The sequence below is a fragment of the Anaerococcus sp. Marseille-P9784 genome (assembly GCF_902500265.1).
GTDB lineage: Bacteria > Bacillota > Clostridia > Tissierellales > Peptoniphilaceae > Anaerococcus.
The window spans coordinates 301,458-314,323 of the sequence record NZ_CABVOZ010000003.1; the positions used below are offsets into that span (position 1 = coordinate 301,458).

Genomic DNA, 12,866 nt, shown 5'->3' on the forward strand with positions numbered 1-12,866 from the left:
AAATTATACAATATTAGGGTATAAAACTCTTATGAAAACTTTTGCTATTATTTCAGAATTTAATCCCTTTCATAACGGGCATAAATACATCTTAGAAAAATCAAAGAATATTTTAAAAAATTACACTGCCATTAGCTTAATGAGTGGTGATTTCGTCCAAAGAGGTGACCCAAGTATTATTGATAAATTTTCAAGGGCCAAATCTGCAATGGATGCCGGCTTTGATATGATTATTGAAATGCCAATCCACATAAGCTTGCAAGCAGCGGAATTTTTTGCTAAAGGTTCGGTTATTATGCTTGATAAAATAGGAGTGGACTATCTTTGCTTTGGAATCGAAAATTTAGAAGCTGATGATTTCTTGAATAAATCTTATTTTTTGATAGAAAATAATGATAAACTTGAAAAGCTCACTAGAGATAATCTTGAAAATAAATCGTTCGCAAAAGCCAGATATGATTCTATTGCTAGCTTACTTAATGATGATAATTTCATCTCTTCAAACAATATTTTGGCCTTTGAGTATATTAGGGCAATAAATAATATTAATTCAAATATTAATGTCCTACCAATAAAAAGAATCTCATCTCTAAATCAAGATGATTATCTAAGGGAAGATTTTTTTTCATCCTCAACTGCTATTAGGAAAAATATTTATGGAGATTATAAGAAGCATTTGCCAACTTATTCTTATAATGAGATTGAAAATTTCAAAGACTTGTACAACTTTACTAATTACGATTATTTTTATGATCTTTTCAAATTTCTATTATTGATAAAAGATAAAGATATGAAAAATATTATTGGTTACGAAGAAGGACTTGATAATTATCTTAAAAAAATAGCTTATGTAGAAAAAGACATAAATTTATTTCTTGAAAGATCAACAAATAAAAGATTTACTACTTCAAGAATAAAAAGACTAATACTTAATTACATTTTGGGAATCACACAAAATTTCAACGACTTTGATATAAACTTTTATAAAGTATTGGCTTTTAATGAAAAATCACAAGCTATTTTAAGAAATCCAAATTTAAATTCCTTTCTTTGCAAAAATGATAGAAAAAATTTATCCCCTACTGATAAAATTATTTTAGATAAAATGATAGAAGCTTCAAATTTATTTTCTTTAGCAACAGGAAGACCTTTAAACTTTGATTATACAAACAAGATTATAAAATTATAAAAAAAGTGATATCAAAATCTTTTACAATTTTTGATATCACTTTATATGTCTAATATTATATGTATTTTATTCTGGATCGATTGCGTCTACTGGACAAACAGAAGCACAAGTTCCACAATCTATGCAAGTATCTGCATCTATTACGTATGCATCATCTCCAGCTGAGATAGCATCTACAGGGCATTCACCTGCACAAGTTCCACAAGATATACATGTATCTGCTTCAATTTTATAAGCCATTGTATTACCTCCTAATTATTATATAGATAGTATACGATACTTATTCATTTTTGTCAATATTTGGTTATATTTATGCTAAATTTAGCAATTTTAAAGAAAATTTATTCATTTTGATAATGAATATCATTCTAATCTCCATGTATTTCTGACAAAGTAAAAGTTTTTTCAATTAGCTGGTCTTCATCATTTTTGATTCTAACTAGGCATTCCTCTTTTACGAAATCATTTTTAATTACAATTCCAGCTCCTTCGTCAGTAATTATCTCGCTACCACATTTTGGCATGGTTCTCTTTATTTGTTCATAACAATCTTCTTCATATCCCAAGCAACACATAAGTCTACCACAAACACCTGAAATTTTGTTTGGATCTAGGCTAATATTTTGATCTTTAGCAAATTTTATAGATAAGGGTGTAAAATTTGTAAGATGTCTAGAACAGCAACACTCTTGACCACATGAACCGTAGTGTTTTAATAATTTAGCGTGATCTCTAACGCCAATTTGCCTTAGCTCTATCCTGCTTTTAAATCTTGCTGCTAAATCTTTTACTAATTCCCTAAAGTCAACTCTATTAGCTGCTGTAAAGTAAAATGTTAGCTTAACTTTGTCCAAAGTATATTCACTTTTTACTATTTTCATATTTAATTTATAAAAGTCCGCTCTTTTTTGACAGATCTCCAAAGCTTCTTTAGCATCTAAGTTATTGGTTTTTTGTTGTTCTAGATCCTTATCACTAGCAATTCTTATAATTTCTTTTAGTCCATTATTATACTTGCTTTTATCCTCATCTATTTTTAAAACAACTACCTCTCCTATTTCTAATCCGTTTTCACTGTCTACTACAACTTTTTGTTTTAAGTGTAAATCTAAATTATTTGATGTAAAGTAATCTATTTTCCCAGCTTCTATAAATCGAATACCGACTACAATCAAATTTCTACCTTCCTTTATTGTATATGTTAAAAATAATCTCTTCTATTGCCAAATCAAAATTTACATTATTTTTTAGTTCTAATCTAATATCGCTAATAAAATTAACAATTTCTTCTAATTGGTCAAAATTTAATTGACACAAATTAAAAATATTATATGATAGTTCTTCGCATTCTAATTCATCGCCATAGTATTTTTTATTAATAATAATTTTAAATATATATAAAAATCCATCTATAATTTCGTATTTCTCTTCTTTATTTTGAAAAAAATCTTTATTTTCATAAAATACGGCTATATTTTTTTTATAGACTTCAGAAATTATCATGGAAAGTTTTTCTAAATCAATATTTGATTTTTCTTCCTCAAAGCTTATTCTAATTATTTGGCACCTAGATCTAATAGTTGATAACAATAAATCTTTATTTGTTGTTGTAAATATAATAATATTATAACTTTTAAGATCTTCTAAGGTTTTTAGTAAGGCGTTGGATGCGATTTTATTCATATTTTGACTACGGTGTATTATGTAAATTTTAACCTTGTCATTTCTTGGCTTTAGATAGATATCTTTTATAAGATCTCTTATTGTATTAATATCTATTGTATCTAAGTTTTTGTCAATAACAAATAAATCAGGATTTAACTCTTTTTTTAAATTTATTCCATTTTTGCTAAATATTTTTTCTGCAAAATCATAAGCTTTAGATAAATTTTCTGATTCATTAATTCCTTCAAAAATATAAGCGTTGGATAATAAATTATTATTTATTTGTTCTTGTAAAATCCTCATAGTCTAATGTATTGATCCACATCGACTACAAAAATTGTTGCACCACCAACTGTAATATCTATAGGCACTGTATTTGTTAATAAAGAACTTTCTGATGATGGATTAATTATTGTAGTAGTTGTATTTCTTCTCTTACAATTAGATTCAATAATATTTAAAACTTCCTTTAGTTGATCTTCTTCAACACCTATCAAAAGAGTGGTATTTCCTTTTTTTAGAAATCCTCCAGTTGTTGAAAGTTTTGTAACTCTATAAGAATGTTCAGTAAGAGCGTCCATCAAAAAATTTACGTCAGCATCTTGAACTATTGCTATTAATAATTTCATATTAATCCTCCAAAATTTTATATATCAAGCTTAAAACATTATCTGTAACTTCATCAACGCTTAAACTAGCATCAATTTTTACAATATCTTCTTTAAATTTTTCTGCCATATCCAAATATGCATCAAAAATATCTTTATGAAATTGAAAATCTTCATTTTCTAGTCTATCAGCAGAAAAATTCGCTCTTTTTCTAAGTAAAGCTTCTTTATAATCGATGTCAAAAAATATGGTTATGTCAGGTTTTATGCCACTTGTTGCAAAATTATTTATTTCCTCTACTTCTTTTATACCAAGTTTTCTGCCAACACCTTGATATGTCAAAGAACTTAGAACGTATCTATCAGAAAAAATAATTTCACCTTTGTTTAGTAAGGGCTTGAATTTTTCTTCAACCAATTGAGCACGACTTGCGGCAAATAACAAAGCTTCGGTTTTATCAGCCATCTCTTTATTATCATTGTCGATTATAATATCTCTAATTTTTTCTGATATTTTTGTTCCACCTGGTTCCCTAAAGACATTTACTTTGTAACCTTGATTAGTTAATACTTCATTTACTTTTTTTAGTATCGTAGTTTTGCCTGAACCATCAGGTCCTTCAAAAACAATAAATTTCCCATTCATAGATATATTATATCAGATTAAAGGAAAGTTTTTCAATATTATACAATTATATCATATTAAATTATTAGAATATTTATATTAATTTGTTGACAATATTTATAAATTCTACAAATAAAAAAAGACCCTAAGGTCTTTATCTTTTGATGATTAATTTTCTTCTTCTTGCTCTGTTTCACCAACAGTTGGTACGTCAGCTGCGCTTGTTTCTTCAGTTTCTTCTGAAATTTCTTCTTCACTAACTTCTTGTAATGAGCAAATTACTTCATCTTCTTCTCCAAGAATAGTAATATTTTCATTGGCAAAAATATCAAGATCAGCTATAGTTTTATTATCTCCAATTTGAATGTCAGCTACATTAACATCTGCTGTTTGTGGAATGTATTTTGGTAAACATTCAACTTCAACTGTATCCAAATTTTGTACAAGTACTGATTGAGCAATTTCAATATCATCTCTTCCTATCAATACTATAGGAACAGAAACTCTGATTGTTTCATTTTGGTTGATTGCTTGGAAATCTACATGTAAAAATTGATTTTTGTATGGATGTGTTTGATATTCCTTAATAAGTACATCTTTATTTTCACCATCTATATCTAATGTGATAATTGTTGATGTACCAGCTTGTCTAAGTATTCTATCAAAATCTTTTGAGATAACTTGAACATTAATATTATCTTCGTTTTTGGCATAAACAACGCCTGGAACTATATCTTCTGCTCTTAATTTATTAACTTTATTTTTTCCAATAGCTTCTCTCTTGTTTGCGTTTAAAACTAAGTCTGCCATATTCCCTCCTTATATATTCATACCTGCTAATTATACCCTATTTTAAACGTCTTTACAATTTTTTTTATTTATTATAGAATGTATATATAAGTTATAATAATATTTTAAGGAGATTACTATGGCAGATAGGAAAGTTAAATTTGGAACTCTTGAATTAAATGTTAGTGGTGACAAGTTAAAAGTCGGTGATAAAGCTATGGATTTTAATGCAACAAATCTAGATTTATCAAATTTTAATTTTTATAAAGATGCAAAATTTCCAGTAATTTTGTCAGTAGTTCCTTCTTTGGATACATCTGTATGTGAATTACAAACATTTTTACTAAATAAAGCAAATAAAGAAAATGATTATAGATTTAATATCATTACCATATCAAATGATTTGCCATTTGCTCAAGAGAGATTCATAAAAGAAAAAGATTCAAAAGAAATGACATTTTTATCTGATTATATAAAAAGAGAATTTGGCAATAACTATGGAGTTCTAATAGAAGAGTTAAAGCTACTCAACAGAGCGATTTTTATAATTGATGAGGATAAAACCATTAGATATGTTGAATATTTAGATCAAAACACAAATTTACCAGATATAGATAAGGCTATCAAAGCCGCTAAAGAATTATAATATAAAAGGGACTTAAAGCTTAAAACTTTTAGTCCCTTATTGTTTATTTAATAAATTCTTGGTATTTTTCTTTATCATAAACTACATCTAATTCACCAATAAAATTATAAATACCTTCACTTCTTGTAAATCTTTCTTTGAAGCGATATAAACCATCTTTAATATCTAGAGAGAATACTCCACCAAAATCAAAGTACCTATAATCATTTTTCATAGTCCATTTAATTTCTTCCCAAATCATCTGATAATTTGGCATCAATTCTCTATTTTCATTTGAGCTTGCAGCATACAAATAATAAACTTTGTCATTATATGGTATTAGTAAAGACGAAGATAAGGCTTTATCATTGTAATAAGTTGTGAAAATGTGGCCATCCATATATTCCATTAGTCTTTGGAAATAATCCTTTGGTCTATGTCCTATGCCCTGTCTTTCTGCCATAATTTTTGTTAGTTCATAAAATGTATCTACTTCTGATAGGTCTTTTGTATGGATAGTTTTTAGCTTGTTTTTGTAGGCCTTTCTAATATTTCTTCTGCATGATGTTGAAAAACTTGCTAATAATTCATCTTCATCTCTAAAATTAATATCCAAAACCATATTATGTCTAGGTTGGGTGAAAGCATGGTTAGTTAGTGGATATGTCCTAAATTCATAACCCCTATTTTGATATTCGTAGATTATTTTTTCATTAAATAATATTTCCGGATCAATCCTAAGCAAAAAAGCATCGTATTTATCTTTTAGAGGAGCTACTTCTTCGATTAATCTTTCAACTAAGTCAAAATCCCAAAAGTCGCACACTGGACCTCTTGGTGCATATAAAAAATGTTTACCGTTGGTATTTTTTATTCCTATAACGCTTAAAGCTGCTATTATTTGCTTATTTTCTTCTAAATATACATAATCACTAGTCCAATTGTTTTTAATTTTTGACCAATTAGGATCTTGCATTGGTTTAGCGTAAGGACTATTTCTTACAAAATCTATGTATCTTTGAAAATCTGTTTCATTATCAACTATTGGCATTTTTACTCCTTGCTTATTAAACTTTCGATTAGACTTAAGGTGGTAATTGCTCCAATACCTTTTTTGTGAGTTATAACATTTACATCCAAGTCTTCTAAATTTTCATAATCAATATCACCAATTACCATACCATTAACTACAGAGCTTCCTACATCTATAAGCAATTGACCATCTCTAAAGTATTTTTTGTCAAAATAATTAGCCTTGCCAATAGCAGATATAAAAATATCTGAATTTTTTACAAGTTCAACTGGATTCTTTGTTGAGCTGTTCATAATGCTAACAGTTGCTCCATTTTTTGACAAATATAATGCTAGAGGTAGACCAATTAAATTTGTACTATTAGCAAGAGTTATACTTTTTTTCTTGATTTCTGAAAATTTTGTTATAGTTCTTGCAATAGCCTTACTTGTTGCAGGCAGTGAATCAAAAATTCCTGCCATAACTCTTCCTTGAGATCTGTATGTAAAACCATCTAAATCTTTGATAAGAATTTTATCTCTTAAAAAAGGCAAGTATTCATTATTAGCAAATGGCATAATTATTATAAATCCATCATCTTTGCTTTGAGAATTTAAATATTCTAAGATTTCTTCTTTTGGAACATCAATTTCAAAGTTCTTATATTCATAAGCTATATTAAAGGCAACTGATCTTTTTACTAAAAAATTTTTATAGGCTATACCCTCGTCATTTGGCCCTTGAGATACAATAATTAGTTTGTTATTAATTTTCTTTGACCTTATCTTTTCTATTAGCTCATCTTTTATTTCATCTGTAGTTAAAATTTTCATATAATCTCCAATAAAAAAACGCCCCTTGGACGTTTTATTATATTTTTAAAATATTCTTCTGGCTCCCTTGAAATAGTTTTTATAATAACTATTATACAAATTATCGTATTTTACGCCAGTATTTGGACTTGAAGCATGAATGAAACTACCATCTGAACCTGTTATAATTCCAACATGGTCAATACCATTTCCTTTCATAGAAAAGAATATTAGATCTCCTGCTTGTAAATTATTATAATCTACTGCATATCCTGCAGACATTTGACTAGATGCAAGGTGAGGCAAGGAAATTCCAAGTTGCTTATAAGCGTAAACTACAAGTCCTGAGCAGTCAAATCCACTTGATGGATTTGCTCCTCCCCAAACATAAGGATATCCTGCAAATTGACAAGCAATACTTGCAGCTTTACCTCCGTTAGCATTAATTTGTAAGTTTTGATTTTTATTGGAAATGAAAGTTTGTTCTTCTTTTACAGATTCTTCTTTAACAATTTCTTGCTCTTGTTTTACTTCTTCAACAGCTTCTGAATTTTCAAGGACTTCAGATGTTGACATATAATATGATGAAGCGTAAGCCTTTGATCCATTATAATCAAATTTTACCCAACCATTTGAAATTTCACCGACCACCTTGGTATTTTTGCTCAAAACGCCAATAATTTGACCATCATTAGGCTTATTTCTAACATTTATACCTTGAGAGTTAGCAACCCATCCAGTAAAGGCTTGACCGTAAAATTCTTCATAATTCTCATTTGCCCTATTTTCTTCTGTTTGAGCATTTTCATTTACTATTTGACTTTCTTCTGTAGTTTCTGTGCTATGATTTTCTAATTCCTTAAAATTTTCCTGATTAGCTTCATTGACATTTTCTTGGTGAAGCTCTTCATTTTCTTTTTCGGCATTAATTGATTCAACTAAAGCTTGAGGATAATAATCTGAAAGATAAGCCAAGCTTACATAACCATAATCTGTTTTTAGCCAATCTCCGTCAATACTTCCATCAATTTTTTGACCAGCTGTAATGGTATTAACAATGTTTGAAAAGCTAGCCATATCTTTTGAGCTTCTAATGTTTAAGGCTTTTGTGTTTACAAATTTACTGACAATTTCATTTGCTTGTTGGTTAGTATTATCATTTGCATTTGATGTTTCATTATTAGAATAGCTTTGATTTTCAAGATCTTTTTTATTTGATGCTTCAATCTCGTCTGAGGAATTTTCATTTAAATCTCTTTGGTCATTTTCTACTAATTCTTCATTAGAATCTTCCAAGTTTTCTTGATTATCTTCAACATTTTCTAAGCTTTCTTCATTCATTGGATCATCTTCTTCATATTTTTCATTCTCATAAACAGCAGTAATTGTATCTAGCACAATCTCTTTTGCTGCCACTTCTATTTGTAAAACTTCTACTTTGCTATCGTCAGTTTTTTTAACTTCTCTTTTTTCATTTGAAATTGAGGTGTTTTTTATATCTTTGGTATAATCTGATTTTGCCAATGAGTATTGGTCGTATATATTATCTGTATAATGAGGTTTAATCATTGAATTTGTATTTTTATCAGAATCTAAATTATTCATTGTAGAAGCATAAACTGTAGCACCTGCAGAAATTGCGGCTAGTACAGAAAAAGCTGCTCCTATATTTTTTTTATTCATATTATTAATCATCTCCTGGTAAATTTTATATTCTTAATTAATCTTTCTATATGTTATCTTATTTTTACAAATTAGTCAACAATATATTACAAAAAAATTACACTTTTAACATATTTATGGAAAATTTTTGTAAAATTTCCTTGTAATATGAGAAAAAGTGTAATAAAAAAATGATTTTTTATTAAAAATAGTTACAATTTGTAACCTTTATGTAAGGAGCAAACCTATAAGCCGTGTTCTGTATTTGATAATCATCTATCTAGGCTTACTGTCGCCAATAAGCTCAAGCGAACAACCATTCTGGATCAAGACCGAGCAAGTCTTGTTTTACATCCCTTCGTTCTTGCACCGGATGGGGTTTACATAGCCTATATGTCACCATATAGCTGGTAAGCTCTTACCTCACCATTCCAACCTTACCAAAAAATTGGCGGTATACTTTCTGTTGCACTATCCTTAAGATCACTCTCACTTGACGTTATCAAGCATCCTTGCTCTGTGGTGCACGGACTTTCCTCGTACTAAGCCGCGATTATCTGGCTTACTCCATGATTTAATATACCAATTTAATTTGATTTGTAAAATTCTCTTAAATAAAAGTTCTAAATGAATCTTCTTTAGAAAAAGTACAAACTTTGACATCAGTCATTTCTTTAATTACTTTTTCTAATTTATAAATAATATGATTTTCGCTGGCAAAATGACCGGGATCAACTATAATTAGACCTCTGTTTGAATAATCCATAGCCATATGATAAGAAACATCTCCAGTTACCATCAAATCACAGCCTTGCTTTATTGCATCATCAAAAAGAGATGAACCTGAACCACCGCAAACTGCAATTTTTTCTATTTTTTTATCTAAATTTCCATAGCTAATAAGCTTATTTGCTTTTAATTTTCCTTTAACTATTTTTGAAAATTTATCAGCACTAATTAGATCTATATTACCAAATCGACCAAGGCCAATTTCTTTTCCATATTCTAAAACTTTAGGATTTTTTATATCCAAAATTTCGCACAAATTATCATTTAGTCCATCAAAGGCTATATCTAAGTTTGTGTGCATGGCAAATACTGTAATATCATTTTTTACTATTTTTTCTAATCGTCTATAAAAAGGATCTGCAAAATCTATGGAATTTGTTGGCTTAAATAAATATGGATGGTGAGTTATGATTAGATTACAGTTATTATTTTCTAAAGCCAAATCAATCCCCTCATCTTCTAAGTCCAAACTTATCAAAACGCCCTTTAATTTATTGTTAAGATTTCCAATTTGAAGTCCTGAATTATCCCATTCTTCTTGTAAATCTAAAGGGTATTTTTTGCACAATTTATCTATTAACTCTCTAATTTCCATATATTTTCTATCTCCTCAATTGCTTTAAGTCTTTCATCTATTCTTAAAAGTGCATTTTTATCCTGAGATTTTTCCAAAATGTCTTTTTTAAAAGCCATATTCTTCTTATAATCTATTCCAAGCTTCTCTTGTAGCAATTTGCTTTTATTTTTTATGTCATCCTTCCCATAGTAAGTTTCTGCAAGGTTTAATTTTTTTCCTTTTTTGTAAGAAGTTTTTATTATATCGTAATATTTATCATTTTCATAAGATAAGAAATCGTTAATTATTTCAAAATCATTTTCCGATAAGAAAATTCTCAATTTTTCTGTGTTAATATTGCTTGCAAGAATCATATAATCTAAATTTCTAGCAAAATCCAATGAATCTTTTATTATATCCATAATTGTATTTGCTCCCATGCCAGCAATTATAGCTATTTGATTATTAGCCTTTTTAATATTTTTAAAACCATCGGTAACTTTTGTTCTAATTATTTCTTTCGTATCTTCATCTAAAGCTAATTTTAACTTTTCTAAGGATTTTTCAGATATGTCTGTTGCCAAAATATCCTCACTTATCCCATTTTTTGCCAAATATAAAGGAACTAATCCATGATCAGTTCCTATATCTATAACATTTTTTCCTTTGTCTATTAAATTAATAATATCCATCAATCTTTTTTTATCGTTCATTATAAAAAATCTTTCAAGGAGTCGCTTTTGTTAGGACTCTTTAACTTTCTTAAAGCTTTTGCTTCTATTTGTCTAATTCTTTCACGAGTTACATCAAATTCTTTGCCAACTTCTTCAAGTGTCCTTGGTGTACCATCTATTAGACCAAAACGTAATTGTAAAACTCGTTTTTCCCTTGATCCTAAGCAAGATAAAACATCATTTAAGTGTTCACGAAGCATGGTGTAATTTGCCGCCTCGTCAGGACTTACAGCACTTTCATCTTCAATAAAATCTCCCAAATGAGAATCCTCTTCTTCTCCTATTGGAGTTTCAAGTGATACTGGCTCTTGTGCAATTTTTCTGATTTCTTGAACTTTTTCAACATCAATGCCCATTTGATGTGCAATCTCTTCATTTGTAGGATCGCGACCTAAATCTTGAACTAGTTGTCTTTGGGTTCTAACAAGTTTATTTATTGTTTCAACCATATGAACTGGTATTCTTATAGTTCTTGCTTGATCAGCTATGGCGCGAGTAATCGCTTGCCTTATCCACCAGGTTGCATAGGTTGAGAATTTAAAGCCACGATTGTAATCATATTTATCGACAGCTTTCATAAGGCCCATATTTCCTTCTTGAATAAGGTCCAGAAAACTCATTCCTCTTCCAACATATTTTTTGGCAATAGAAACTACTAGTCTGAGGTTTGTTTCAGCAAGTTTTTGTTTGGCTTTTTTTGATATTAAAATTGCTTTTTTTAAAGCTACTATGTCGTCACTATCAAGTGATTCTTTATCTAAAATTGTTCTTGAAATGGAATTTAGATTAATATATTTATCCAATTCTTGTATTTCATCTTCTTTTAGCAAGTAACCTTCCTTTAATTCTTCTGCTCTGCGACCAGCATAAATTAAAGCATTTATTGTCATCTTATCAAAAGTTTTCATAAATTCTTGGCTAAGAGCCTTTGATAATAGTTCAGTAAATGATTCATAGACAAAATTAACTACATTTTCATTTTCGTTTATATTTATAAAATGATCAAAGGAGTCAAATAAGTCACACAAAGAATTAGCATCGCTTTGGGAAAGTTCATTTTCACTAACAGAATTTTGAGCTATATTGCAAATTAATATCTTTGCCTTTAACTCTTCCAACTTTTCTAGGTCTGTCTCATCTAGTGATATTTCTTCAAATAATTTTCCAATGGCTATAATGCTATTTATGTTTTCTAAACAAGTATCTGTTAATTTATCAGAAACCTTTAGCTGATTATTGCAATCAATAATTGCCTTAGCTATGTTTCCAAAAAATATATTGTTGGATAGTTCTATTTTATTTTGTTTATTGAGTCTAATTCCCTGTAATTTTTTATAGGAAATATCCCCCATTTCCATTTTTCTTGCTAGGTCTATTTCTTCTCTGGCACTTAATAATGAAACTTTTCCTATTTCTTTTAAGTACATTTTGACTGGATCATCTAATTTGATCCCAGAAATATTTTCTACATCATCTATCTCTTCAGTTAATTTATCATCGTCTAAATTTTCATCATCTATGGGATCTTCATCTTCTAAGTCATCAGCAATTGTTTCATCATCTAAATCTTCCTCAAGTTCTGCTTCAGGTTTTTCAACTATCTCGATCCCACTGTTAATAATTTGAGAAATGACGTATTTTTTGCTATCATCTTCAATTTCTTTGAATGTTTCTAATGTATATAATTGTGTATATGTTATAAGACCATCCTGAGATTCGCTAATTGTTTGGAATTCCTCAATTATTTCTCTTAAAACATCATCATCAAGCAACTTATCGCTTTCGCTAGTCATTAATTCT

The 12,866-nt window shown here is 28.7% G+C and carries 14 protein-coding genes and 1 other RNA gene; 2 read left to right on the top strand and 13 right to left on the bottom strand.

All coding sequences use genetic code 11. The features are described from left to right. The first annotated feature begins 31 nt into the window (after positions 1–31). A complete protein-coding gene (locus GAN53_RS08095) occupies positions 32–1,189 on the top strand; it encodes a nucleotidyltransferase family protein (RefSeq protein WP_151410598.1) in 1,158 nt (385 codons plus the stop codon). 66 nt (positions 1,190–1,255) lie between these two features. On the opposite strand, the gene GAN53_RS08100 is transcribed toward GAN53_RS08095, so the two are convergent. The 6 genes from GAN53_RS08100 to GAN53_RS08125 form a co-directional block, all read right to left on the bottom strand. Then, a complete protein-coding gene (locus GAN53_RS08100; RefSeq protein ID WP_151410599.1) occupies positions 1,256–1,429 on the bottom strand; it encodes an indolepyruvate ferredoxin oxidoreductase subunit alpha in 174 nt (57 codons plus the stop codon). Positions 1,430–1,557: 128 nt separating this feature from the next. Further along, positions 1,558–2,364, bottom strand: coding sequence for a stage 0 sporulation family protein (locus tag GAN53_RS08105; protein ID WP_151410600.1), 807 nt, complete (start codon positions 2,362–2,364; stop codon positions 1,558–1,560). Positions 2,365–2,368: 4 nt separating this feature from the next. Continuing rightward, positions 2,369–3,157, bottom strand: a complete 789-nt coding sequence (locus tag GAN53_RS08110) for a DNA polymerase III subunit delta (protein WP_151410601.1) — start codon at positions 3,155–3,157, stop codon at positions 2,369–2,371. Beyond that, the gene (locus tag GAN53_RS08115; protein WP_151410602.1) at positions 3,154–3,483 is read right to left on the bottom strand and encodes a cyclic-di-AMP receptor; all 330 of its coding nucleotides are present in this window, start codon (positions 3,481–3,483) and stop codon (positions 3,154–3,156) included. Before GAN53_RS08115 ends, GAN53_RS08110 begins: the two co-directional genes overlap by 4 nt. A 1-nt stretch (position 3,484) precedes the next feature. After that, complete coding sequence (gene tmk, locus GAN53_RS08120) at positions 3,485–4,108, bottom strand: dTMP kinase (RefSeq protein ID WP_151410603.1); 624 nt, start codon at positions 4,106–4,108, stop codon at positions 3,485–3,487. A gap of 147 nt (positions 4,109–4,255) precedes the next feature. Continuing rightward, positions 4,256–4,897: a 50S ribosomal protein L25 gene (locus GAN53_RS08125; RefSeq protein WP_151410604.1), complete on the bottom strand. Its 642-nt coding sequence runs from the start codon at positions 4,895–4,897 to the stop codon at positions 4,256–4,258. A 118-nt stretch (positions 4,898–5,015) separates the two neighbouring features. Between GAN53_RS08125 and tpx the strand changes: the two genes are divergently transcribed. After that, the gene (tpx, locus tag GAN53_RS08130) at positions 5,016–5,522 is read left to right on the top strand and encodes a thiol peroxidase (protein ID WP_151410605.1); all 507 of its coding nucleotides are present in this window, start codon (positions 5,016–5,018) and stop codon (positions 5,520–5,522) included. A 43-nt stretch (positions 5,523–5,565) separates the two neighbouring features. On the opposite strand, the gene GAN53_RS08135 is transcribed toward tpx, so the two are convergent. The 7 genes from GAN53_RS08135 to rpoD all read right to left on the bottom strand — a co-directional run bounded on the left by GAN53_RS08135 (position 5,566) and on the right by rpoD (position 12,859). Next, entirely contained in the window at positions 5,566–6,552 is a 987-nt protein-coding gene (locus tag GAN53_RS08135; protein WP_151410606.1) for a lipid II:glycine glycyltransferase FemX, read from the bottom strand. A 2-nt stretch (positions 6,553–6,554) separates the two neighbouring features. Continuing rightward, positions 6,555–7,346, bottom strand: coding sequence for a bifunctional 5,10-methylenetetrahydrofolate dehydrogenase/5,10-methenyltetrahydrofolate cyclohydrolase (locus GAN53_RS08140; protein ID WP_151410607.1), 792 nt, complete (start codon positions 7,344–7,346; stop codon positions 6,555–6,557). A gap of 45 nt (positions 7,347–7,391) precedes the next feature. Further along, positions 7,392–9,008 (bottom strand): C40 family peptidase, encoded by a 1,617-nt coding sequence (locus GAN53_RS08145; protein ID WP_192574104.1) that lies wholly within the window; start codon positions 9,006–9,008, stop codon positions 7,392–7,394. 211 nt (positions 9,009–9,219) lie between these two features. After that, an RNA gene (gene rnpB / locus GAN53_RS08150) (RNase P RNA component class A) lies at positions 9,220–9,556 on the bottom strand. A gap of 41 nt (positions 9,557–9,597) precedes the next feature. Continuing rightward, a complete protein-coding gene (locus tag GAN53_RS08155) occupies positions 9,598–10,371 on the bottom strand; it encodes a Nif3-like dinuclear metal center hexameric protein (RefSeq protein ID WP_151410609.1) in 774 nt (257 codons plus the stop codon). Continuing rightward, complete coding sequence (locus GAN53_RS08160) at positions 10,353–11,045, bottom strand: tRNA (adenine(22)-N(1))-methyltransferase (RefSeq protein WP_151410610.1); 693 nt, start codon at positions 11,043–11,045, stop codon at positions 10,353–10,355. The genes GAN53_RS08155 and GAN53_RS08160 overlap by 19 nt, the downstream gene beginning before the upstream one ends. Next, positions 11,045–12,859, bottom strand: a complete 1,815-nt coding sequence (gene rpoD / locus GAN53_RS08165) for an RNA polymerase sigma factor RpoD (protein WP_151410611.1) — start codon at positions 12,857–12,859, stop codon at positions 11,045–11,047. Before rpoD ends, GAN53_RS08160 begins: the two co-directional genes overlap by 1 nt. Positions 12,860–12,866 lie beyond the last annotated feature (7 nt).